19 protein-coding genes and 2 tRNA genes are annotated in these 25,514 nt (G+C 37.8%); 14 read left to right on the plus strand and 7 right to left on the minus strand.

Annotated elements, in window-relative coordinates:
- The first annotated feature begins 4 nt into the window (after positions 1-4).
- From IGL49_RS05360 to IGL49_RS05390, 7 genes are all read left to right on the plus strand, one after another.
- Positions 5-2,641 (plus strand): FtsX-like permease family protein, encoded by a 2,637-nt coding sequence (locus tag IGL49_RS05360; protein WP_104854598.1) that lies wholly within the window; start codon positions 5-7, stop codon positions 2,639-2,641.
- Between the two features lie 183 nt (positions 2,642-2,824).
- Positions 2,825-3,358, plus strand: coding sequence for a hypothetical protein (locus tag IGL49_RS05365; RefSeq protein ID WP_174108222.1), 534 nt, complete (start codon positions 2,825-2,827; stop codon positions 3,356-3,358).
- A 16-nt stretch (positions 3,359-3,374) separates the two neighbouring features.
- Positions 3,375-4,844, plus strand: a complete 1,470-nt coding sequence (locus tag IGL49_RS05370; RefSeq protein ID WP_002357808.1) for a flotillin family protein — start codon at positions 3,375-3,377, stop codon at positions 4,842-4,844.
- A 146-nt stretch (positions 4,845-4,990) separates the two neighbouring features.
- Positions 4,991-5,224, plus strand: a complete 234-nt coding sequence (locus IGL49_RS05375; RefSeq protein WP_002357806.1) for a DUF2969 domain-containing protein — start codon at positions 4,991-4,993, stop codon at positions 5,222-5,224.
- Between the two features lie 96 nt (positions 5,225-5,320).
- Positions 5,321-5,401 (plus strand) — tRNA-Tyr (locus IGL49_RS05380).
- Between the two features lie 9 nt (positions 5,402-5,410).
- Positions 5,411-5,482: transfer RNA gene (locus IGL49_RS05385), tRNA-Gln, on the plus strand.
- Between the two features lie 154 nt (positions 5,483-5,636).
- Positions 5,637-5,816 (plus strand): hypothetical protein, encoded by a 180-nt coding sequence (locus IGL49_RS05390; RefSeq protein WP_104854596.1) that lies wholly within the window; start codon positions 5,637-5,639, stop codon positions 5,814-5,816.
- A gap of 55 nt (positions 5,817-5,871) precedes the next feature.
- Here IGL49_RS05390 and IGL49_RS05395 read toward each other — a convergent pair whose 3' ends face one another.
- Positions 5,872-6,483, minus strand: a complete 612-nt coding sequence (locus IGL49_RS05395; RefSeq protein ID WP_174108224.1) for a TetR/AcrR family transcriptional regulator — start codon at positions 6,481-6,483, stop codon at positions 5,872-5,874.
- A gap of 175 nt (positions 6,484-6,658) precedes the next feature.
- On the opposite strand from IGL49_RS05395, the gene IGL49_RS05400 reads away from it, so the two are divergent.
- The 4 genes from IGL49_RS05400 to trxB all read left to right on the plus strand — a co-directional run bounded on the left by IGL49_RS05400 (position 6,659) and on the right by trxB (position 13,959).
- On the plus strand, positions 6,659-10,906 hold the full coding sequence (locus tag IGL49_RS05400) for a 2-hydroxyacyl-CoA dehydratase (protein ID WP_104854594.1): 4,248 nt from the start codon (positions 6,659-6,661) through the stop codon (positions 10,904-10,906).
- Between the two features lie 206 nt (positions 10,907-11,112).
- The gene (locus tag IGL49_RS05405) at positions 11,113-11,820 is read left to right on the plus strand and encodes a GntR family transcriptional regulator (protein WP_104854593.1); all 708 of its coding nucleotides are present in this window, start codon (positions 11,113-11,115) and stop codon (positions 11,818-11,820) included.
- Positions 11,821-12,444: 624 nt separating this feature from the next.
- Complete coding sequence (locus IGL49_RS05410; protein ID WP_002366591.1) at positions 12,445-12,876, plus strand: cupin domain-containing protein; 432 nt, start codon at positions 12,445-12,447, stop codon at positions 12,874-12,876.
- Positions 12,877-13,044: 168 nt separating this feature from the next.
- Positions 13,045-13,959 (plus strand): thioredoxin-disulfide reductase, encoded by a 915-nt coding sequence (gene trxB / locus IGL49_RS05415; RefSeq protein WP_002357780.1) that lies wholly within the window; start codon positions 13,045-13,047, stop codon positions 13,957-13,959.
- Positions 13,960-14,001: 42 nt separating this feature from the next.
- Here the strand turns inward: trxB and IGL49_RS05420 are convergent, their stop codons facing one another.
- The 3 genes from IGL49_RS05420 to IGL49_RS05430 all read right to left on the minus strand — a co-directional run bounded on the left by IGL49_RS05420 (position 14,002) and on the right by IGL49_RS05430 (position 17,615).
- The gene (locus IGL49_RS05420; RefSeq protein WP_104854592.1) at positions 14,002-14,463 is read right to left on the minus strand and encodes a phage tail protein; all 462 of its coding nucleotides are present in this window, start codon (positions 14,461-14,463) and stop codon (positions 14,002-14,004) included.
- Between the two features lie 196 nt (positions 14,464-14,659).
- Positions 14,660-15,157, minus strand: a complete 498-nt coding sequence (locus IGL49_RS05425; protein WP_104854591.1) for a PepSY domain-containing protein — start codon at positions 15,155-15,157, stop codon at positions 14,660-14,662.
- 118 nt (positions 15,158-15,275) lie between these two features.
- Complete coding sequence (locus IGL49_RS05430) at positions 15,276-17,615, minus strand: ABC transporter ATP-binding protein/permease (protein WP_104854590.1); 2,340 nt, start codon at positions 17,613-17,615, stop codon at positions 15,276-15,278.
- 124 nt (positions 17,616-17,739) lie between these two features.
- Here IGL49_RS05430 and IGL49_RS05435 point away from each other — a divergent pair, with 124 nt between their 5' ends.
- Complete coding sequence (locus IGL49_RS05435) at positions 17,740-18,249, plus strand: MarR family winged helix-turn-helix transcriptional regulator (RefSeq protein ID WP_174108226.1); 510 nt, start codon at positions 17,740-17,742, stop codon at positions 18,247-18,249.
- A 38-nt stretch (positions 18,250-18,287) separates the two neighbouring features.
- Here the strand turns inward: IGL49_RS05435 and IGL49_RS05440 are convergent, their stop codons facing one another.
- From IGL49_RS05440 to IGL49_RS05450, 3 genes are all read right to left on the minus strand, one after another.
- Positions 18,288-19,151 carry a sugar ABC transporter permease gene (locus IGL49_RS05440; protein WP_002369496.1) on the minus strand — a complete coding sequence of 288 codons (864 nt, stop codon included), beginning with the start codon at positions 19,149-19,151 and terminating at the stop codon, positions 18,288-18,290.
- 3 nt (positions 19,152-19,154) lie between these two features.
- Positions 19,155-20,498 (minus strand): carbohydrate ABC transporter permease, encoded by a 1,344-nt coding sequence (locus tag IGL49_RS05445; protein ID WP_104854588.1) that lies wholly within the window; start codon positions 20,496-20,498, stop codon positions 19,155-19,157.
- A gap of 85 nt (positions 20,499-20,583) precedes the next feature.
- On the minus strand, positions 20,584-21,834 hold the full coding sequence (locus IGL49_RS05450) for an extracellular solute-binding protein (protein ID WP_104854587.1): 1,251 nt from the start codon (positions 21,832-21,834) through the stop codon (positions 20,584-20,586).
- Positions 21,835-22,093: 259 nt separating this feature from the next.
- Here IGL49_RS05450 and IGL49_RS05455 point away from each other — a divergent pair, with 259 nt between their 5' ends.
- Positions 22,094-23,860, plus strand: a complete 1,767-nt coding sequence (locus tag IGL49_RS05455) for a glycoside hydrolase family 13 protein (protein WP_104854586.1) — start codon at positions 22,094-22,096, stop codon at positions 23,858-23,860.
- Between the two features lie 27 nt (positions 23,861-23,887).
- Positions 23,888-25,513, plus strand: coding sequence for a glycoside hydrolase family 13 protein (locus tag IGL49_RS05460; RefSeq protein WP_104854585.1), 1,626 nt, complete (start codon positions 23,888-23,890; stop codon positions 25,511-25,513).
- The last annotated feature ends 1 nt before the right edge of the window (position 25,514 follow it).

The following is a 25,514-nucleotide window of genomic DNA, read 5'->3' on the forward strand; positions in this document are numbered from 1 at the left end:
TAAAATGAAGAAAACAGCGCTAATTAAAACAAGCTTACGTGAAATTAGACAATCTACTACACGCTTTTTATCGATTATGGGGATTATTTTCCTTGGTGTAATGGTCTTTGTTGGTTTGAAAGCTACTGGACCAGATATGATTAAAACCGCGAATAATTATTACCAGAAAGAGCAGCTTCCAGATGCGCGAATAATTTCTACAATGGGACTGGAAAAGAAAGATTTAACAACACTACAGTCTTTAAAAGATGTCGAAACAGTTGTGCCGAGGTATACAATAGATGCCACGATTGGGCCGCAAAATAATGCAGTAAAATTGTTTGGCTATCAAAAAAATCAAGCAGGATCGGTTAACTATCAAGTAGTTGACGGTCGGTTACCTAAACAAACAAATGAAATTGCATTAGATACATTAGCGAAAACTAGATATGACTATAAAATGGGTGATAAAATCACTTTAAACGATGCAGCGATTAAAGAAAAAGGACTGACACAAACTCATTTTACTGTTGTCGGATTTATCAATTCACCAGAATATATTGATAATACATCCAGGGGAACCACAACGGTCGGTTCTGGAACGTTAAACTTTTTTGGCGTGGTTTCGGAAAAAGCCTTTGACAGTCAACGGTATCCAGAATTGCTAATCTCATTTCGTTCATTAAAACATCAAAATACGTATTCCTCTGATTATGAAAAGAAAAGAGAGCAGGCCTTAAATCAAGTAAAAGAGGCACTGAAAAATCGGCCAGAAGAACAGATTGCGGCTCTGCGTGATTCGGTTCAGCCGGACATTAACCAAGGTCGGCAAGCGTTGGAAACGGGAAAACAAGCGCTTGCGCAGTTGGAGCAACAACCAGGAATTCCAGCTGAGATGCTTGAAAAGCAAAAAGACGAATTGACTAAACAGGAACAACTATTGGCTGAAAAAGAAACAGAGCTAGCCAATTTGAAAGCCCCAACGTATTATTATTTTACCAGGGAAGACAATCCAGGATTTTCTGAATATCAAGATAATGCTGATCGGATTTCCTCTTTAGCCACGCTGTTCCCGTTGTTCTTTTTCCTAATTGCGGCATTAGTTAGCTTAACTACCATGACACGTATGGTGGAAGAAAAAAGAATGGAAATTGGTAGTTTGAAAGCTTTAGGTTATCGTAATCGTGAAATTGCTTCAATCTTTATTACCTATGCGACGGTTGCCAGTCTAACAGGCGCATTATTAGGATTGGCAGTTGGCTATTATCTATTCCCTAAAATAATTTTTGATGCCTACGGTCAAATGTACAATATTCCTGATTTAGTTACACCGTGGTACTTGAATTACAGTTTATGGGGCATTATTGTAGCCTTAGCTTGTACCGTGGGGGCAGCTTTAGTGACATTAAGAATCGATTTATTAAGTACCCCAGCTACCTTGCTAAGACCCAAAGCGCCGAAAGCGGGCCAACGTATTTTACTAGAACGAATCCGCCCTTTATGGCAACGAATGAGCTTTATTCAAAAAGTGACCGCTAGAAATCTGTTCCGCTATAAACGTCGGATGCTGATGACCGTTATCGGAATAGCTGGTTGTATGGGGCTGTTAATTGTTGGTTTTGGTTTACGCGATTCAATTGTCGATGTCGCTACAATTCAATTTAATAAAATCTGGCATTACCAAGCAGTCGTGACTTTTAAAGAGCAAACAACACCTGAAGAGACAAAAGAGTATCAAGAAACGTTGCGCAAACTGGATGGTTTGAATAAAACAATTCCATTATATTCAGAAATCTTTAAAACGAAGGGCAAAGGCGCACCAACTCAAAATATTACACTTTATGTGCCGCAAGATTCTTCGAAAATGGCTGAGTTTCAATTATTTAATGATCGAGTCACTGGAGAAAAATATTCCCTCCATGATGACGGTGTAATCATTAATGAAAAATTAGCTAAATTATTTGGCTATAAAGTCGGAGATCAATTAAATTTAGAAAATAGTGATAATCAAACCTATCACGTGAAAATTGCCGCGATTGCAGAGAACTACACGGGTCATTTTGTCTATATGACGCCGAAACTCTACCAGACGATGACGAAACAGAAGCCGGAGTATAATACAGAATTCCTACTTTTTGACAAAAAATTATCCTCAAAACAAGAAACCTCAATCGGAGAGGCGTTGACAAAACAGCCGAAAGTTTTGAACATTACGTTTTTAACTGCGATGAAAGGTTCGTTTGATGATATGCTGAAAAGCCTCGATATTGTCATTTGGGTACTGATCGCTGTTTCTGGTTCTTTAGCGTTAATTGTGTTATATAATTTAACCAACATTAATGTTTCTGAACGGATTCGAGAACTTTCCACGATTAAGGTTTTAGGGTTTTACGATCGTGAAGTCACCACCTATGTCTACCGTGAAAACATTATTTTAACGTTTATTGGTATTATTGTTGGCTGCTTCTTTGGGAAAATTTTGCATCAGTATATTTTAGCAACCGTTGAAGTTGATTTAATTATGTTTTCGCCAATTATTCATTGGCCGAGTTATCTGTATTCCGCAGTCATCACCATGTGTTTCACGTTGTTTGTGATGGTCATTATGCATCGAAAATTGAAGAAAATCAATATGATTGAAGCGTTAAAATCAAATGAATAGCACATTTTAAAAAACGAGGAGTCCGTAGAAGTTCGATAATTCTAGGGCTGCTCGTTTATTGCTGTTTCTTTTATTAAGCAAAAATAGGTCTTAAGATGTATCTTTTGAGATTTATTTGGAAATTACTACTCTTTTTATTTAAAAATTGGTACACTATTACTAGGTTATAGCACAGAAAGGAGTGTGGGAAAAGTGTTAGAAGGTCTACCATTGGAAACGGTTTATTTTTATGTATTAGTGGGGAGCGCGGTCCTCGCTTTTTTACTAATTATTTTTGGGGATGTTTTTAATTTTGATGGACCGGTGGACCCAATGCTGATTATTCCATGGATTGCTTTTACCTCGCTGTTTGGGTACCTTGGGGAAGAATTAACAGCGGTGAATAGTTGGCTTATTTTAATGGTCAGTGGTATTCTTTCAACTATTATTGTTTTCTTCCTGAATTTTTATTTGTTGGTCCCTTTGAAAAATTCGGAGGCCACAATTTCTATTTCGGAAAAAGACATGGAAGGTCGTGTTGCTACTGTGATTACTCCAATTCCTGTCCAAGGAATGGGCGAGATTCAATTGAAGAGTGTTACAGGTTCGTTAAGTCGACCAGCAGCATTTTATGTGCCACAAGTAGTAGCTGCGCCAAGTGGTAGTGAGGTATTGATTATTGAATTGAAAGAACGGGTTTGTTATGTCATTCCTTACGAAGGCAGTCTAAAAATATAGAGTAGGAGAGAAGAAAATGGGGATTTTGTTACCGATTATTATTGCAGTTTTAGTATTATTAATGTTATTAATTGTGTTTGTTTCTAAATATCAGACAGCCAAACCTGATGAGGCGTTAATTATCAGCGGGAGCTATCTAGGCTCTAAAAATGTTCATGTGGACGAAGGTGGCAACAAAATTAAAATCGTTCGTGGCGGTGGTGCGTTTGTCTTACCCGTGTTCCAACGTTCGAATCGAATTAGTTTGCTTTCAAGTAAATTAGATGTTTCTACACCAGAAGTGTACACAGAACAAGGGGTTCCTGTGATGTGTGATGGGACATCAATCATTAAAATTGGTTCATCGGTTGAAGAAATTGCGACAGCAGCGGAACAATTTTTAGGAAAAACAACGGAAGAATTAGAAAATGAAGCACGTGAAGTATTAGAAGGACATTTACGTTCGATTTTAGGTTCAATGACAGTGGAAGAAATTTACCAAAACCGTGATAAATTTAGCCAAAGTGTGCAAGAAGTTGCCAGTGTTGACTTAGCTAAAATGGGCCTAGTTATTGTGTCGTTCACAATTAAAGAAGTTCGTGATAAAAATGGATACTTGGATTCATTAGGGAAACCAAGAATCGCGCAAGTTAAACGTGATGCAGATATTGCTGAAGCAGAAGCCTTGAAAGAAACTCGTATCAAAAAAGCGGAAGCTGAAAAAGAATCACAACAAGCAGAATTGCAACGTCAAACAGAAATCGCAGAAGCTTCAAAAGAAAAAGAATTGAAATTAGCGTTATACAAACAAGAACAAGACATTGCCAAAGCCAAAGCAGACCAAGCTTATAACTTGGAAAGCGCGCGTGCACAACAACACGTGGTTGAACAAGAAATGGAAGTCAAAGTCGTTGAACGTCAAAAACAAATTGAGTTAGAAGAAAAAGAAATTACGCGTCGTGAAAAACAATACGACTCAGAAGTGAAGAAAAAAGCCGATGCAGATCGTTACGCACGCGAACAAGAAGCCCTTGCACAAAAAGCACGTGAAGTGGCAGAAGCCGAAGCAGAACGCTTCAAAGTTGAAGCATTAGCCGAAGCGGAAGCCAACAAAACGCGTTTAACAGGTCAAGCGCAAGCCGAAGCTATTTTAGCTCGTGGTGCAGCGGAAGCCGAAGCCAAACAAAAGATTGCTGATGCCTTCAAGGAATATGGTGAAGCAGCTGTGTTAAGTATGGTGATGGAAATGTTGCCACAATTAATGAAAGAAGCGGCACAACCATTGGGCAACATCGACAAGATTTCAGTGGTAGATACAGGCGCAGGTGGCGAAAATTCTGGCGCCAACCGTATTACCAACTATGCAACAAACTTGTTGGCTGGTACACAAGAAACACTAAAAGAAACAACGGGCCTTGATGTGAAAGAGCTAATTGAAAACTTTTCTAAAAAAGGTACCTCAAATAGCGTGAACTATCATGCGACAGAAGGCTCAGAAAAAGAATAGAAATCAGTCTTTAAGGAGTAGCGAATCGCATTTCGTTACTCCTTAATGCTGCATTGAAACGATAAACGAACAATCTGACAGAGAAATAGTGAGTGCTTGTTTTGTTTCAAAGATTCTGATAACATAGAGTTCTTGGAGGGATAGAGATGTCAAAAAAGAATAAAGATATTGAAGTACGTGTTGAAGAAGAAAAAGCTCAATATAATGGAGCGAACGTTTTAATGAACAAATTATTTATTGGTAAAAAAGAAATCGGTCGTGTCATTCCGCAAAATGATAAAAAATTCATCATTGAAATTGATGGCAAGCAAGAAGGTACAGCAAAAAATCTGGACGAAGCCTTTGAAACAATTATTCGTCAATGGAATTTAAGTGAATAAAAAATAAATAACAATTTTTTTAAAAAAAGGGTTGCTTTTTTCTGGAAAAGATTGTATTATAACTAAGTCAGGTCGTTACAGCGACAATGACTTTTTGGAGGAATAGCGAAGTGGCTAAACGCGACGGACTGTAAATCCGTTCCTTAGGGTTCAGTGGTTCGAATCCACTTTCCTCCATTTTCTTTTTGGGGTATAGCCAAGCGGTAAGGCAACGGACTTTGACTCCGTCATGCGTTGGTTCGAATCCAGCTACCCCAGTTTTCAGAACATTTCTGGTAGAGAGATGTTCTTTTTTTGTATAATTATATAACAAAAAAGAGGTAAGATTTTCCTCATGTACAGGCTAGAAAAGTTTTCATTTATATAAGAATATGCTAAAGTATTAAGAAAGAATAGTCTGGAGTTGATAAGAATGAACTTTAAAGAAAAAATTACAGAAATAGTTGAAAATGTTTATGATTTAGCGCGTGATGGTAAGTATGATGTCAAAGTTGACTTAATTCCACGTAAAAAAGGCAACATTAAAAGTGGCGTTAAAGTTACTTCTTCAAGAAATACAGCCCACAACATCAAATGGCGCTCAAAAAACTAACTCATCTTTAACAGAAACACCAGAGCAGACAAAATTATTGTCGGCTCCGGTGTTTTTATTTTTCTAATTCAATGCCTAAGACAGTTAAATGCCCATTACCAACTAATTTGATAACTAATTGGGCTAAATGGTTGGGTGTCATATCCGTCTCGCTAGTAATCCACCAATGAAGCGTACCGATGAAGATAGAGGTCATGTATTCAATAACAAAATCTATTGGCACATCAATATCATTTTCGGTAATTCGCAACTGCGAAAAAATCGTCGCATATTTTTCTTCGATAATTTCAGCTAAGCGTTTTCGAAAGTGTTCGTTGAAATTATTGTCCGTGATAGTTAAGAAGAAAGATTTGTTCTCTTGAATATTAATGTAGAGTTGCGTCAGAAGTTCTTCAATGTGCTTCACGCGGACGCGGTTACCATTAACCAGTTGTTGCGAATCAAGAATAGCGGTAAAAGCACTAAGCGTAAAGGTGAAGATTGCATCATATAAATGCTGTTTGTCTTTAAAATGAGCATAAAAAGTCGCACGATTAATCATAGCTTCATTAGCAATATCTTGAATCGTTACCGCTTCGTAGCCTTTCGTTTCTACAAGTTTAAAAAAAGCTTCAATAATCATTTTTCTGGTTCGTTGTACTCTAAGGTCTGTTTTCTTTGCCATCATAAATTCCTTTCGAGATAGTCAACATTCACGGAAACTTTGTTGTTTATCTCACAAAATAGGGTAAATTGCTTGTTGCAAATCATTTAGAACCTTTCTAAAATAGGTATATCTATTATAACAAACAGTTTGTATAATAATCAACAAACTGTTGGGAAATGAAGGGGTATTTCAATTGATGGTTATGAGAGCAGGGATTGATGTTGGGTCAACGACAGTAAAATTAGTATTTTTAAATAAACAAAATCAGCCTATTTTTACAAAATATGAACGTCATTTTTCAGATGTCAAAGCAGCAACGGAACGCATTTTAAAAGAAGGGCTATCAAAGGTCGGCGCAGATCAACCTTTGACAATGACCATAACTGGCTCTGGTGGTATGGGGCTGGCTGAGGTATTAGGGATTCCTTTTGTTCAAGAGGTAATCGCATGTACGCGAACTGTTGAAACAATGATCCCAGAAACGGATGTTGCTATCGAACTTGGCGGAGAAGATGCAAAAATCACTTTTTTTGATGGCGCTTTAGAGCAACGAATGAATGGTAGTTGTGCAGGTGGGACAGGCGCCTTTATCGATCAAATGGCTGTTTTACTTAAAACGGATGCCAATGGAGTGAATGAATTGGCGGAAAATTATCAAAACATTTATCCGATTGCTTCCCGCTGTGGGGTTTTTGCCAAAACAGATGTTCAACCTTTAATCAATGAAGGAACAGCAAAAGAAGATATCGCGGCAAGTATTTTTCAAGCGGTAGTTAATCAAACAATCGCCGGGTTAGCTGCTGGTCGCAAAATTAAAGGTAAAGTAGCGTTTTTAGGCGGACCTTTATTTTTCATGTCAGAATTGAGAAAACGGTTTGTTGAAACCTTAGCAATTCAGCCAGAAGATGTTATTTTTCCAGAACAACCGCAACTGTTTGTAGCAATGGGAGCAGCACTTTATTCAGAAGATGCAGCCGAATGTACATTGGAAGAATTAATTCAGCGCTTAGTGAACAGCCAGGCTACTGATTTACAGCCGAGCGACACGTTACCACCGTTATTTAACAGCGCAGAAGATCTGGCAGATTTTCGAGAAAGACACGCGCAAGCCCAAGCGACGGAGAAACCTTTATCTCAACATACTGGCGTGACCTTTTTAGGGATTGATGCAGGCTCCACAACGACAAAAGTCACATTGATTGATGAAGATGGCCATTTGTTGTTTTCTTTTTATGGTAATAACCAAGGGCAACCTTTAGAAACCACCATGACAGTACTGAAATCACTTTATCAACAACTGCCTGAAGAAGTTTTTATCGGAAAAGCGGCTGTTACAGGATATGGAGAACAGCTAATAAAAAATGCGTTAAAAGTCGATATTGGTGAAGTTGAAACGATGGCCCATTACAAAGCAGCCAACCATTTTCAGCCAGGTGTGGATTTTATTTTGGATATCGGAGGACAAGATATGAAAGCGATGACCATTAAAAATGGCGTGCTTTCCTCGATTCAATTAAATGAAGCTTGTTCTTCTGGGTGCGGTTCTTTTATTGAAACCTTTGCGCAATCCTTAAACTATAACGTGAAGGATTTTGCTTTAGCCGCCTTAGAATCGCAAGCGCCTGTTGATTTAGGTTCTCGGTGTACTGTTTTTATGAACTCAAAAGTGAAACAAGTTCAAAAAGAAGGGGCCTCTGTCGGCGATATTTCTGCTGGACTATCTTATTCAGTCATCAAAAATGCCATTTATAAAGTAATTAAGGTTCGTCGACCTGAAGAGTTGGGAGCAAAGATTGTCTGCCAGGGAGGAACATTTTACAATGAAGCGGTCTTGAGAGCTTTTGAAAAAATTAGCGGTCATGAAGTGGTTCGTCCATCTATTGCTGGTTTGATGGGGGCCTATGGGGCAGCGCTGATTGCTTTGGACGCTTATGAAATTGGGGAAGAAACCACGCTTCTTTCTTTAGAAGAGTTAGCGGCATTTACCTCTGAAAAGGAATTTACTCATTGCGGCTTGTGTGAAAACAATTGTCAATTAACGGTCACAGTGTTTTCAGATGGGCGCCAATTTATTACGGGAAATCGCTGTGAACGTGGTGCACGAATTAAAATTAAACGAGAAGAACGCAAAGTGAATTTGGTTGATTATAAGTACCGCAAGTTATTTAAGTACCGACCTTTGCGGGAAAATAAAGCGTTTCGTGGGCGCTTGGGTATCCCTAGAGTCCTAAACATGTATGAAAATTATCCTTTGTGGCATACATTTTTTACTGACTTAGGCTTTCGGGTCGAATTATCGCCACGTTCTAATAAACAAATCTATGAACAAGGCCTTGAAACGATTCCCAGTGATACGGTTTGTTACCCAGCGAAAATGGCGCATGGACATATTCAAGCATTAATTGATGCGCAAGTGCCAATCATCTTTTATCCTGGTGTCGTTTTTGAACAGCAAGAAACAGCGGAAGCGGATAATCATTTTAATTGTCCGATTGTGCAAAGCTACCCAGATGTTATTCGAAATAATGTGGATGCCATCAGAGAGGGGCAAGTGGATTATCGAAATCCCTATCTTAATTTAGCGAATGAAGCAGCAGTTGCCAAAGTTTTAGCTGAAAATTTTGCTGATTTAGGGATTTCCTTAGAAGAAATTCAAACAGCGCTGCATCATGGTTATCAAGAATTAACAGCCTTTAAAAAAGAAATTCAAGAAAAAGGCGAAGAAACGTTAGCCATGTTAACTGAAAAAGGCCAGAGAGGGATTGTCTTATCGGGGCGACCGTATCACTTGGATCCAGAGATTAATCACGGCATTGCCGAAGTCATTACACAGGAAGGATTCCATGTCTTGACAGAAGACAGTATCTCCCATCTTGGAGACGTGCAGAATTTACGTGTGGTGAATCAATGGGTCTATCATTCTCGCTTATATGCGGCGGCTAAAGTAGTGGCTAAGACGAAAAATTTAGAACTTGTCCAACTGAATTCCTTTGGTTGTGGCTTGGATGCTGTGACAACCGATCAAGTAGAAGAAATCATGGATCGGTCTGGCAAAATTTATACAGTCCTCAAAATCGACGAAGGCGCGAATTTGGGTGCAATTCGTATTCGGTTGCGCTCCTTGAAGGCGGCTGTCAATGAGCGGGAGAAGCAACAGTTTGTTCCGCATAGACAAATGGAAGAGCCAGAGAAAATTGTGTTTACAAAACAAATGAAAAAAACACATACTTTACTGTTACCAATGCTTAGCCCGATTCATCAATCTGGATTAGTCGATGTAGCATTACAAGCTTCTGGCTATCATGTCGTCTGTTTGCCTGCGCAAGACAAAGAAGCTGTGAATGTCGGGTTAAAATATGTCAATAATGATGCGTGTTACCCAGCAATTATTTCTATCGGACAACTAGTCGAAGCTTTGGAAAGTGGTCAATATGATTTGGATAATGTCAGTGTCTTAATGACGCAAACAGGGGGCGGTTGTCGCGCAACGAATTACATTCCATTATTACGAAAAGCCTTAAATGATGCTGGTTTTTCTCAAGTTCCTGTAGTTTCAGTTTCGATGGGCAATAAAGGAGTCGAATCCAATCCAGGATTTAAATTTACGTTGCCAATGATCAAACGTTTAGTGGTTGCCTTTTTATATGGTGACTTATTCGAACGAGTAGTTTATCGAACAAGACCTTATGAAACAGAAAAAGGAATGGTAGATCAACTGCACCAAGATTGGCTAAAAAGAGTGGAAGCCAATGTCCGGAATGGTTCGCTGACACAATTTAATCACTTCATGAAAAAAATTATTCGGACGTTTGATGAAATTCCTTTACAAGAGATAAAAAAACCAAAAGTCGGTGTGGTCGGGGAAATTTTAGTGAAATATTCGCCGACAGCGAATAATGATATTGTGCGTTTGTTAGAAGAAGAAGGTGCTGAAGCAGTTGTGCCAGATATTGTTGGCTTTATGAACTATTCTTTGTACAATCAAATTTGGAAATACGAAAATATGGGGATGTCAAAACAAAGCAAACGTTTAGCAGAATTTGCGATAAAAATCATTGAATTGGTAGAAAAACCAATGGATAAGGCATTGAGAAAATCGGTCCGTTTTGATGGCCTTCATTCCATTTATGATATGGCAGCAGACGCAAGTAAAATTTTATCAATTGGCAATCATACGGGTGAAGGTTGGTTTTTAACAGCTGAAATGATTGAGCTCTTAAAACATGAGGTGAATAACATCGTTTGTATGCAACCGTTTGGATGTTTACCAAACCATATTGTTGGAAAAGGGGTCGTGAAAGAGCTACGACGTCAATATCCGCAAGCAAACATTGCGCCGGTGGATTATGATCCAGGGGTATCTTTGGTCAATCAGTTGAACCGAATCCGTTTGATGATGGCCACAGCGAACAAGTTGTTGAAAGAAGAAAATGTAAAAAGATAATAACTAATAGAAATTCGTTTAAAAACATTTGACTTGGTCACTTTTTACTGACTAAGCCAAATGTTTTTGTTATAAAAAGAAAGCGTGCAACTAGACCAACTTTGATAAAAATTCCAATTCCTCTTTTATTTATCATTTTTTGGTTGTTTACACGGTCTATACCAGTTATAATAGAAGAGGAGATGAACGAAGAGGAGGAAGCGTAAATGGTTCAAAATATACCAATTTATATTCAAATTCACGATAAAATCAAAGAAGATATTGAAAAAGGTGTCTGGAGTATCGGGGATCGTTTGCCCTCTGAGCGAGAATTAGCCTTGAAATTTGATGTTAGTCGAATGACCTTACGCCAAGCCATTCAGACTTTAGCAGACGAAGGGATTTTAGAACGAAAAATTGGTTCAGGAACGTATGTAGCACGTAAGAAAGTTCAAGAAACAATGACAGGTACCACTAGTTTTACAGAAATTACCTTGTCTCAAAATCGTGTTCCTTCTAGTCGGACGGTGTCTTATTTTGTAGCGAAACCTAGTTCTAGTGAGATGGAAAAATTACAACTAGGTCCAGAAGATTCAATTTTACGAATGGAAAGAATTCGTTTTGCGGATGACATTCCGATTTGTTTTGAGGTGGCGAGCATTCCTTATTCATTGGTCTCGGAATATGGCAAATCTGAAATCACGAACTCCTTTTATAAAACACTTGAAGCCAAATCCGGCCACAAAATTGGCCACTCTAACCAAACGATTTCTGCTGTTCAAGCATCGGAGCAGATCGCAGAATATTTAGAGATTAAACGAGGCGATGCGATTCTGCGTGTGCGCCAAGTATCCTATTTTGAAAACGGACTACCTTTTGAATATGTTCGTACGCAGTATGCAGGAAGTCGATTCGAGTTTTATTTAGAGAAGTAAGAAAATGATAAGTATGGAAAAACGCCGAGGAATAGGCTGAGACAAGGTATTTTAACCTCCAAAAGTTGTATGTGAAAAACACAATTTTTGGAGGTTGTTTTTGTAAACTTATAAGGTAGAATTTAAATTAAATTTAGAGAAAGCATTTCAATTCAAATAAATATCGAATAGAGTAGCAGGTCTGAATACCAGAAAAGTGAGATGATTTGTCCCGCTATAAATATTGTTAAAAGGGTGCTATCAATTTTTTTAAAATCTACATATGATTAAAACTTGATACTATAATGTTAGTGGTAAGGTTAATGTATACCATAGCGGTGCTTGAGGAAAGCAGAAATGTTTCTGATGTTAGGTATGTGGGCTTGTGTATTGACTGATTTTCCTTTGAAGTTGGATAATAAGCTCTCAGATAATTGGAAATACTATATTTTTTCCGATAGAACAGATGGATTAGTAAAGATTAATACTGAACAGTCAAGTGTTTAAAAAAAGTGATTTTCAAATGGTGATAAAAGTATATTTAAAGGAACTCGAATTTTTAGAAAGTAGCTTCAAACTTAGTTTGAAAGAACTTAGTTTGAAAGAATAGCTTTCGGCTATAAAAAAAGTTAAAAGGAGCCTGCCATGTTACAGAAATATATAGAAATTTTAACAAGAGACGAGGCCATCTTTCGTAAAAAGCCAGATGGAACAGAAGTAAATTATTTTCTATTTCCAGAGTTTGAAATACATATAAATAGCTTGCCAGGAAAAACTGTGCAAGGTTGGCATAAGCATCACGAAATCGAGGAAGTTTTACTTGTGCAGTCGGGAAAAGTGAAAATAGAAGAGGTAGAAAATCAGCAAATTGTTTCAAGAATTTGTGCAGAAGGAGAACTTATTCGGATGCATAATAGTCTTCATCGGATTAGTAATCCTGATACGTTATCTGCATCATTTACAGTATTTCGTTTTGTTCCACAAGGGCAAAATCAACAAGAATGCATAAAAAATGATAAAGAAGAATTCTCTGATGCGGCAGTACAACGGCTTCTAAAAATAAATGATTCGTTGTGATTGTTATTTTTAAACTTTTCTTTTCCCCCTCCTAGAAAACACAAAACCGTGGTACAATAACTTACGTAATAGACACACCTACTCCGAATGTCAAAAAAGGGCAGAAAAGTAGACAAGAAATTGTTTAAGGAGTAAAGTAAACTTACTTAAAATTTTGGGGGAAATAAAATGTATGATGTAATTATCATTGGTGCCGGTCCTGCTGGGATGACGGCAGCACTTTATGCATCACGGTCCAATCTTTCTGTATTGATGATTGAACGCGGTGCGCCTGGTGGGCAAATGAACAACACTGCTGAGGTAGAGAATTACCCAGGCTTTGATTCTATTATGGGTCCAGAATTGGCCTATAAAATGTATGAAAATGTAGAGAAATTTGGTACGGAAAATGCGTATGGCATTGTGATGGGCATTGAAGACCACGGATCCTATAAAGAAGTGATTTGTGATGACAAATCTTATGAAGCTAAAGCGGTAATTATAGCGACAGGCTGTGAACACCGAAAATTGGGTGTAAAAGGCGAAGAAGAATTTGCTGGTCGTGGTGTTTCTTATTGTGCCGTTTGTGACGGTGCCTTCTTTAAAAATAAACGCTTAGTAGTTGTTGGTGGTGGCGATTCTGCAGTTGAAGAAGCAATCTATTTAACACAATTTGCTTCTGAAGTAGTGATTGTTCACCGTCGTGATGAATTGCGTGCGCAAAAAATCATTCAAGATCGTGCCTTTGCAAATGAAAAGATTTCCTTTGTTTGGGATACAGTTGTCGAAGAAATTGTTGGCAATGAAATGGTCGTGACAGGTGTGAAAGCACGAAATGTCAAAACAGATGAAGTTTCTGAAATTGAAGCAAACGGCGTGTTCATTTATGTGGGGCTAGATCCATTAACAGAACCATTTAAGAAAGCTGGTATTACGAATGAGGCTGGTTGGATTGAAACAGACCAAGAAATGAGAACAAAAATTCCTGGTGTTTATGCCATTGGTGATGTCCGTGAAAAAACATTGCGTCAAATCACGACAGCGGTCGGTGAAGGCGGTATTGCTGGACAACAAGTATTTAACTATATTGAAGAATTAAAATAAAAAAATGCTTTTGCCTTTAATAATAAGGGCAAAAGCATTTTTTTAATAGGTTCCTTTAATGACAAAATAAGAGCCACGAATGGTTCCAGCTAATTTTGATTTTTGACGAGCAAATTTGAATTTTCCTTCAAATTCTGCAGGAATTACCATACCATCTGAAAGTTTAAACCCAACGGCGCGTTTGCCTTCATCAGCTAATGTGTACATCACGTTAACTGTTAAGCCGTTTTCATAAAATACATAGGCCATTTTTATGCCATCTAAAGTGAAAGAAGAAATTTCAAGTGGCTTGTAAGGGAAATGTAATTCTCGTTCTAATAAAATTTTTTCAATCCAGGCCAATGTTTCTGGGGCTTCAGAGGCAGGGACGGTCGTAAAGCGATGTTTGTATTTATTCCAAAAATAGCGAGCTTCATTCGCTCTTAGTCCAGCAAGAGCAGGTGCTACTGGTGAACTTTCTAAACCAATAGTAGTTACTTCTTTAAAATCAACTGTATAAACCATGATTTGATACTCCCATCATTTATTTTAAACTAAGTATAACGGTAGCAGGAGTAACGGACAATTATTATTACTTAAAAGAATGAAATTGGGACAAAACGATTGGCTTCGAGAAATGTTAGGATTTCCGAAAGCGTAGGTTCTGTCCCATAGATTAGTATAAAATTTGGTTATTTAGCGATAAGATATGCGCATGTGCTTATTTATTGGCATCTATGTTAACTTTTTCATCTGCGGTAGTCGTTTTAACATCTACTGTATAAATAAGTTTGTTGTTATTTTTGGCTAACTTCCAAGTCAAAATACGTGGAGAAAGTCCTCCAACTTCTTTTTTTGCTTTGGCTAAGACGTCGTTAACAGCGCCTAATTCTTTGACTTCAGCAGCTGAAAAGGTTGTCTCATTTTCGCCAAGTTGATTTGTTTCAGTATTTTTGGTGACTTTTCCTGTTTCAGGATTCACGTAAAGTGTTTCTGTCTCATTGGTAAAGATATAGCTGTAGTCACTATCTGGTTTTGTATCAAATTGGACATTTACTAATGGTTTGTTGCCAGCTTCTTTTTCGTAGATTTCAGCAGCTTGCTGCAAACTAACTTTGTACTTAGTATCTGTGACAGCATCTTTTCCTATGCCGCAACTAGCTAAAATAAAAATAGCTCCTAAAAGTGAAAAAAATAGTAAAAATGGTTTTTTTAACATGAAATTACCTCGTTTCCTTTTATTAAGTGTTCACAATCATTTAGTATACGGAGGTTTTATAAAAATTACAAATAAAAAACAATCCTTTAAGAGAAATTAAAGGATTGTTTTTTGTTATTTATTCTGCACGCAAAGCAACTGCCGCATCTTTTTTCGCTGCCATTCGGGCAGGAATATGGCCACCAATCATGGTTAAGATTGTGCTAATTACAATCAAAATAATCCCGTGAATTGGATTTAGGGTGGCAACATTTTCTAAATCAGTCAGGTTATAGAGTACTGCGTTGATTGGAAATGTTGCGAGAAAGGCAATCACAACACCAAGAATGCCAGAGGCAACGCCTAAAATAGCGGTTTCGGCATCAAACACACGGGTAATATCTTTTTTACGAGCCCCTAGCGCTTTCAGAATACCGATTTCTTTGGTCCGCTCAATGACAGAAGTATAGGTGATGATCCCAATCATAATCATACTTGTGACAAGGGAAATCCCAGCAAATGCAATCAGCACATAGGTGATGGCATCCATTAAACCACCTGTTAAGCGGGTCATCGTTCCAGCTAAATCAGAATAGATGATTTGGTCTTTTTTATCTTTTCCTTTGTTATAAGCATCTAAATAATCAAGAATTTTATCTTTTGATTTGAAATCGTTTGGATAAATCATAATACTTGAAGGAATTTCATTCGCTCCTAAATAAGACAACAGGTTTTCTTTAGCGGAAGCATCTAATGTTTCGTTGGTCATAACGTTAGTGTTGCTAGCTTCTTGCGCTTTGACAATGTCAGACGTTTTGTTTTTGGCAATCATATTAGTTGAAAGTGCATCGCTATAAGCAATCCCAGGTGCTAATAGATTCATTGTTGATGAATCTTTAATTCGCAAAATCCCTGAAATTGTTAATTCGGTATTTTCTGGATTATTGTAAACAGCTTGCAAATCTTGGTTAGGAATGAAGTTGCCTGTCGGTAATTTGGTGTAAAATGCATTATTATTGGCTAACTTCATTTTTGTACCGACAATGTCTGAAAAGGCAATCTTTTGATTATCTTTCACGTCAAAGCCAAGATTTTTTAAGGCATTAATATTGGTGGTATTGTTACTATCGACGATTAAAACGACATCGGTTTCTTTTTCTGGATAATTTCCTTCAAGCAACGAGTAATTGTCTTTTAAGAAATTGTTTTTTCCGTTTTCTAGTTGTTTAGGAAAAGCAGAAACGCCGACGCCAGTTTGGGCAGCCATCATGGAAGCCATCGCGTTTGATTGGCCGTCAGGTGCATCGTTTGAAAATTTGACCGTTTGTGCTTTCCCGTTGATTTCTCTTAATAAGTTCATATTGACTAGACGAGTATAGCCAATATTGTTACTTAATTCAGGATCAATGTGATTGACATAGTCAATAAATTTTTGGTCAATTAAATTCGTGTGTTGCGCACGGTCCGCATCGCTGATTTTAGCAGTCACTTCTTTTTCTTTGGGGAAGGTGCCTTTTTTGTCCTGATTATTGAAACTTTCTGGATCTTGATCTGTCGCTATTTTAGAAATGGTAATCGGAAATTGCGCTAACGTTTCCGACTGAGTTTTATCAATTTGTTTCTGGAATCCTGTTGAAAGAGAAAGGACAATCGCGATACTGATAATTCCGATACTTGAAGCAAAGGCGGTTAAAAAAGTTCGCCCTTTTTTAGTGCGGATATTATTAAAAGACAAACGCAGCGCAGTCGTGAATTTCATTTTGGTGCGTTTCAATTCGAAAGGTTCTTTTTTTTCATGTTCAATATGAGGACGCGAGTCATGACGAATTTGGCCATCTGAAAATTCAATAATTCGATCAGCGTATTCATGAGCTAATTCAGGGTTGTGGGTCACCATAATGACTAATTTTTCTTTCGAAAGTTCTTGGATAAGTGCCATAATTTGTAGGCTGGTTTCTGAATCCAATGCACCAGTTGGTTCGTCACAAAGTAAAATATCGGGATCATTAGCTAAAGCACGAGCAATGGCAACCCGTTGCATTTGACCACCAGATAATTGGGAAGGCTTTTTATGGATATGGTCTTTTAAACCGACACGGATGAGTGCATCTTCGGCTTTTTGGCGTCTTTCTGCTTTTGAAATACCACTTAGTGTCATACCAAGCTCGACATTATCCAAAATCCCTTGATGACTAATTAAGTTGTAACTTTGAAAAATAAAACCAATTGAGTTATTCCGATACGCATCCCAGTCGGCTTCTTTAAAATTTTCTGTTGATTTGCCGTTAATGATTAAGTCACCAGAATCGTAATTGTCCAATCCGCCAATCACATTCAACATCGTCGTTTTACCAGAGCCGCTGGGACCCAGAATTGCTACAAATTCTTGTTTTCGAAAAGCGACAGAGACGCCATCTAAAGCTTTAGTGGTCGTTCCGCCGACAGTATAATATTTTTTTATCTCTTTGAGTTCTAGCATGTTTTTCGCATCCTTCTTCCAATTTATCAACAACACAACCTTAAGTTAGTGTATAACGTAACATAATAGTTAACAAAAATCAATCATTACCATTTGATAATCAAGTGAGTTTAGTATACACTAGGTGGGAAACGAGGGAGAACATATGGATAAAGAGAAGCATTCGTCAAATTTAGATATTAGTGTCTTTACTGAAATTTTTTCATATATGAGCCAATTGCTTTTTAAAGACCTAGACTTGGAAGATCTAAAATTAACAAAGTTAGACATGTTAATTTTATTAATTGTGGCAACGAATGAAGGAATCAGTATGACGGAATTGGCTAACCAAGTAGGAACGTCAAAAGTTCAAGTGAGTCGCTCCATTGCGGGGTTAGAAGAACGAGCGATCGTTCAACGTCGCCATAATCAGGAAAATCGCCGCATGGTTAATGTCTATACGACAAAAGAAGGCGAGAAGCTTTTTAAGCAAAAAGAAAATCAAGTAAAACAGCAATTATCTGAAACGCTTAGTGTTCTTTCGTTAGAGGATTATCAAGAAGTCAATCAACACTTCTTGGCGGTCATGAAAATTTTGTCCAATTATCAAGCGCTACGAAGAAAAACGTGTAAGGAAAACAACCCCAAAAAATAAAAAACATCGTTTGGCTATAAACCAAACGATGTTTTTTTCTAGCCTTTGACAGAGCCAGAAGTCACGCCTTCTACATAGAAACGTTGCATTACTATAAATAAAATAGTAATTGGAATGGCAATTAGCACACACCCAGCTGTAAAAGCCATGAATAGTGAATTAGCTGTTGATTTGGTCATCATCGAAAAGAGACCAATTGCAACAGTGTAATTTTCAACTTTATCACCCATAATAACTTTTGCGAAAATAAAATCCATCCAAGGGCCCATGAAGGCGGTTAGAGAAGTATAGACAATAATTGGTTTCGACAATGGCAACGTAATTTTTGTGAAAATTTGCCACTTGTTGGCACCGTCAATCATAGCAGATTCGTCTAAAGCCATCGGAATGGTATCGAAGAACCCTTTGGCGATGTAAAAACCTAGCGCCGAGCCTGCAGAGTAAACCAGAATTAAAGCGAATAAACTTTCAGTTAAATTTAAGGCTTTTAAAATATAGTAAACAGCAATCATACTCATAAAACCAGGGAACATATTTAAGACAAGCGCCACTTTTAAAAATGGTTTTCTTAAGCGAAAACGCAACCGTGACAGCGCATAAGCCATTGCGATTGTAATAAAAGTTGATAACAGACAGCTTGCGATGGAAACGAACAAGGTGTTTAAAAACCAACGGACAAAGGGGAAGTTGCCAGTCTGATTTGTTAATAATACTTTATAGTTTTCTAAAGTGAATGTTTTGGGAATGATATAGGGAACAAATGCACCGCCTTCGCCACGAAAACTTGTTAAGATAATCCACACAATGGGGAACATCCAAAAAACTGCTAAAATGGTTAGAATGATGTAAACGCTGGTAAGTGCAGTGCGTTGTTTTTTCTGGTAACTTTTTGCTTTAGCCATAAGTTACGCCTCCTTAAATGAATTCGTCCGTGTATAGGCAATTAAACTAAAGACTGCGGAGAGAATGAAGATTAAAATACCAATCACAGAGGCTAAATTGTAATCCATTGTATCGACAGTCAATTTGTATAACCAGGTAACTAAAAGGTCAGTTGAGCCTGCACCGTAGAAGTTAGAATTGGCTGGACCGCCGCCCGTTAATAGATAAATGACATTGAAGTTATTGATGTTGCCAATAAATTGTTGAATCAGCGCCGGGGTCATCACAAATAGAATTTGTGGAAACGTTATACTTTTGAAAATTTGCCATTTATTGGCGCCGTCAATTCTAGCTGCTTCGATTTGATCTTCTGGAAGATTTTGGATAATCCCTGTAGAGATTAACATCGTAGCAGGAATACCAATCCACATATTGACAACAATAATGGTTAATTTTGCCCAATTCGGATCTGTTAAGAAGGGGATAGAAGAATCAATTAAGCCCCAGTTTAATAAGAGAGCATTGATAGGCCCAGAACCATTTAAGAGGTTTCGCATAATTAAAAGTGAAACAAACGGAGGTACGGCCATCGTGATAACAAAAATAGTTCGCCAAAACGCTTTATATTTTAAACCTTTTGTATTGATAAGCAAGGCTAAAATGATTCCAAAGAAGAAACAAGTTGCGGTTGCAAAAACAGCCCAAATCAAGGTCCAGCCAAGCACAGGAAAGAACGTTGAAGCCATATCGCCTGTGATTACATTGCCTAAATTTGCCAATCCAACCCAAGTAAAGAGGTTTTTCGGTGGCAAATGGTTATGGTCGTAGTTGGTAAAGGCAATTGAAATCATATACAACAACGGCAAGATGGTAAAGAAAAGAACACCTAGTAAGGGAATCGTCATTAAGGTTGCATGGAAACGTTCGTTTAGCAAGCTACGTAGATCATCCATAGTTGTTGGAATCTTTTTACCAGCTGTCTTTAATTCATACAGGTGACGGGCGCTTTTTAAATTGATTACATATAAAATGATTAGCGATAAACAGACTAAAATTGCTGCAATTCCGAATAATAATAAAAGCATTGAATTATCGCCTTCTTTTAGAACTTCAATCCCTAAAGAATCATCATATACTAATCCTTGCTGTTGGGTCCCTAGTGTTCCTAGCATCATTAATGCGTGGAAACCGTTACGGATTAACCAATAGATAAAGCCAATTTCAGCTGTTAAAAAGATGATTCCCTTTAACCACTGCTTGTTGGCAAAGTTTGCAGCACCCATAACTAAAAAAGATAGTTTTGTAGCAAAGTCGCCTTTGTTAAAGACCTCTCGAAATGACGTCTGGGCTTTCTTTTTCTTGAACATCTTCGTTCACTCACTTTCTACTTAAATAAAAAAGATAGAGGAAATGGGACAGCAGATTGAAGCTCGTCCCATTTCTTTACTCTTTTTATTCTTTTGCTTCTTTTGATGTGTCTTGGACTAATTTATCTAATTTTGCTTGATAATCCGCAGGTTTGATATTGCCTTTGTACGTATCATTAATCACTGCATCCATCGCAGGCCAGAATGAAACGATTTCTGGGATTTTTGGCATTACCACAGAGTGGGTTGGTTGCGCCATTTCTAAGATAGCTTTTGCAACAGTATCTTGTGTAATTTCTTCGTTTGTTTGTAATTTTTTGTTTGAAGGGACAAAACCGATTTCTTTAAAGTAAGTCATTTGTGATTTTTCGCTTGTTAAATAGTTTGCTAATGTCATTGCGGCCAATGGTGCTTGTGTTTGTTGGTTGACAGCAAAACTACGAACGCCCAAGAAAGCTTTCATTTGTTTTTCGCCATTGCCAAAATCAATGGTTGGATAGGCAGCAGCCCCCATTTTGTCGCCAAGAGCTTTTTCTACATCGTTTTTAGACCAAGGGCCAGAAAGGAAGGCATCCGTTTTACCAGAACCTAGGTTAGATAATGCTTCTGTATTTGATTGGATCACACCAGGATTATTTTTTTGATCGGCAATCCATTGTAATACTTCAATGCCTTGTTGATTATTAAAGTTGGTACCTTTTGGATCTTCGCCATTTTCACCATATAAGTAATCGCCATTACTCATAAATAGAGGACCGAAGATATAATTTGCGCCATCTTCACCAAAATTGGTGCCGATTTTGCCTTTTTCAGTTAAAGACTTCCAAGTTTTGATTTCCTCTGGAGAATACGTATCTTTGTTATAATAAAGAACTTGTGACTCTACGGCATAAGGGTAGGCATAGACTTTGTCTTTCCAAGTGACCCCTTCGACTGCCGAGTCAATATTGTTTTCTTTGACTTCTTTTTCATATTTTGTGTTAGGGTAAATCAGACCAGCTTCTGCCATTTGACCAATTTGATCATGTGGCATCATGAAAACATCTGCGGCTGCTTTAGGGTCTTTCGCAATGTCTTTTTTAGCATCTGCCGAATTGCCAGCAGTTAAGTTAACTTTAATATCAGGGTATTCTTTTTCAAAATCGGCGACAACTTTTTTAAAGACACCCATATATTCAGTATCAACCCATAATTTTACGTCACCAGCTGCTTTATTTGTTGAACCGCTTTCATTTTCGGCTTTCGTTTTTTCTGCGCCACCACAGGCAGTAAGTAAAACTGCGGAAGCACTTAAAAGGATACTGCCCATTAAAATCTTTTTCCAATTCACTTTCATTTTTGAACCCTCCAAAAATTATTTTTTACAAGTCTTATTATGCAACCGATTGCGGAAATAATCAAGTGTTTTTCATCGAGAAAGTTAAAAAAGTTTTTTTATTATAAATAACATACTGTTTGTTTAAAGTGGTGTATACCACTAATTAAGCATTTTAAATAAAAAAATAAAAAAGGGTATACAAATGCAATCGTTTGCGCTAAAATGTGTTCGAGTATGAGAAAATACACGAAAAGTGACAATTAAAGGAGAGAATTAAATGAACACTGCTGCAATCTACCATCGTCCAGAAAGTGAATTTGCTTATCTTTATACAGCAGAAACAATGCATATTCGTTTGCGTACGGCCAAAGACGACATTGCCTCTGTCCAATTAGTGCAAGGAGATCCTTATCTTTTAGGAAAAGAAAAGTGGTACCAACAGTCGTTAACCATGGAGAAATTAGTATCTACGGAGTTATATGATTACTGGTTTATTGCATTGAGTGCAAAATTTAAACGCCTTTCATATGCTTTTACTTTAGTGGGGACGGATGGTTTGACGGCGTTTTATGGCGAACACGGCATTTATCCTTTAGAAGAAAAGTATTTAGAGCGGGCGAATAATTATTTTCGGATGCCGTATTTTCATGAAATCGATCGTTTTAAAGCACCTGAATGGGTGAAAGAAACGGTTTGGTATCAAATATTTCCAGAGCGTTTTGCAAATGGTGATCCCGCCAATGATTCTGAAGGAACGTTGCCTTGGGGCTCTAAAAGACCAGATCGACAAGATTTTTTTGGTGGGGATTTGCAAGGGGTGCTAGATCATCTTGATTACATTGAAGATTTAGGTGTTAACGGCTTATATTTTTGCCCAATTTTTGAAGCGTTTTCTAATCACAAATACGATACGATTGATTATTTAAAAATTGACCCAGCTTTTGGCGATGGGGCTACCTTTAAGCGGTTAGTCGAAGAGTGTCATCGACGGGGTATCAAGATTATGTTGGACGCCGTTTTTAACCATATGGGGGATACTTCGCCTCAATGGCAAGATGTGTTAAAAAATGGCCAGGACTCAATTTATGCCGATTGGTTCCACGTAAATCAGTTTCCAGCTAACTATGAAGAAAGTGCTGATTTTGAAGAAGCAAGCAACATTACCTATGATACTTTTGCATTCACGCCGCATATGCCTAAATTAAACACAGCAAATCCAGAGGTGCAAGCCTACCTTTTAGAAATTGCTCGTTTTTGGATTGAGGAATATGATATTGATGCTTGGCGCTTAGATGTGGCAAACGAAGTGGATCATGCGTTCTGGAAAAAATTCCGGCAAACATGTGATGACGCAAAAGAAGATTTTTATATTTTAGGGGAAATTTGGCACTCGTCACAAAGCTGGCTCCAAGGAGATGAATTTCATGCAGTGATGAATTATGCGTACACAGATGCGATTATGGGGTACTTTGTCAAGCAAGAATTGTCATTGGGAAAGATGCTCTCTGAAATGAACAACCAGTTAATGCTCTATCGACAACAAACGAACCAAATGCAGTTTAATGTTTTAGATTCCCACGATACACCGCGCTTATTGCATGAAACGAAAGAGGATAAAGAGTTGATGCGCCAAGTATTAGCGTTTACGTATATTCAACCAGGCGTCCCTTGTCTTTATTATGGCGATGAAATTGGTATGACAGGTGATATGGATCCTGATTGTCGTCGTTGTATGGTTTGGGAGGAAAATCAGCAAGATTTGGATTTGAAGGAATTTGTAAAATCATTGATTGCTCTTCGCAAAAAGTATGCGGCTGTTTTTTCTGGTGGAACAATCAATTGGACAGGAACTTCTTTTGAAACGGGGTTGATTAGACTCGCTTGTCGTTTCGAGGAACAGATGATCTATGGGATTTTTAATACTGGCCAAGAGACACAATTTGTCGATAGAACTGATCGAGAAGTTTTGCTAAGTTCTTCTATCGAAATTGCTTCAGAACAGATAATGGTTTTACCAAAAGGCTTTCTTTTATATCAAGCATAATAATTAAGCAAAGGAATGTGAAGAAGAATGGAAAAACATTGGTGGCAAGAAGTCGTTGTTTATCAGATTTATCCTCGCAGTTTTAAGGATACCGATGGAGATGGGATTGGAGATTTACCAGGAATTATTGAAAAATTGGATTATTTGGAAACGTTAGGCATTGGGGCTATTTGGTTATCACCAGTTTATCAATCGCCTAATGATGATAATGGTTATGATATTTCTGATTATGAAGCGATTATGACAGAATTTGGTACGATGGCGGATATGGATCGTCTAATTGAGGAAGCGAAAAAGCGAAAGATTGAAATTGTTATGGATTTAGTGGTTAACCATACATCAGATGAACATCGTTGGTTTATTGAAGCGAAAAAAAGCAAGGAGAACCCATATCGAGACTATTATGTATGGGCGGACCCTGCTTCAGATGGCGGTGTACCTAACCGATTGAAATCTGCATTTTCGGGTTCTGCGTGGACGTTTGATGAAGCGAGTGGGCAATACTATTTACATTTGTTTAGTAAAAAACAACCAGATTTAAATTGGGAAAACCAACAAATGCGTCAGTCGGTTTACGAGATGATGAATTTTTGGATTGATAAAGGAATTGGCGGTTTCCGTTTAGATGTAATTGACTTAGTGGGTAAAATTCCAGGAGAAGAGATCACCGCGAATGGACCTCATTTACATCGTTATTTACAAGAAATGAACGCCGCGACATTTGGTGGTAAAGAGCTGTTAACTGTAGGCGAAACATGGGGGGCCACACCTGAAATTGCGAAAATGTACTCTAGTCCAGAGCGTCATGAATTATCCATGATTTTTCAGTTTGAACATATGAGCTTGGATCAACAACCAGGTAAAGAAAAATGGGACCTCCAACCAATGGAAGTTGCCAAATTGAAACAGGTTTTTGCAAAATGGCAAACAGAATTAGGAAATGATGGCTGGAATTCTTTATTTTGGAATAATCATGATTTACCAAGAATGATTTCACGTTGGGGAAATGATCAGGAACATTGGTTGGAAAGTAGTAAGTTATTCGCTATTTTACTGCACATGCTGAAAGGCACACCTTATATTTATCAAGGGGAAGAAATTGGTATGACCAATACGCCGATTACAGATATTCGTGAAGCGCGGGATATCGAAACGATTAACATGTACCATGAGTATCTAGAAAAAGGATATTCTAAAGAAGAAATTTTGCTGAAAATTAATACTAAAGGTCGTGACAATGCACGCCGGCCTATGCAGTGGACAGCTGAAAAAAATGCTGGCTTTACGACGGGTACACCTTGGATTGATGTTAACTCCAATTATCAAACGATTAACGTCGCTGCTGCTTTGGCAGATAAAAATTCACTATTCTATACGTACCAAGAAATGATTCGTTTGAGAAAAGAACATCCTTTAATTGTTTGGGGCAACTTTGAATTGCTGGAAACAGTGGATGAAGTGATCAGTTTTTATCGTGCCTATGGTGAGGAACGTTGGCTTGTTGTAACGAACTTTTCTGACAAAGTTCAGCCATTTTCTGCAGACGTTCATGTAGAACAAGTAATGATTGAAAATATGCCGACAGATGTCACTGCTTTAGCAGACTATTCGTTAGCGCCTTGGCAAGCATTTGTTGTGAAAGTGAGTCAATAAG

Origin of the sequence: Enterococcus sp. DIV1337a (assembly GCF_051712285.1) — a bacterium.
Classification (GTDB): domain Bacteria; phylum Bacillota; class Bacilli; order Lactobacillales; family Enterococcaceae; genus Enterococcus; species Enterococcus faecalis.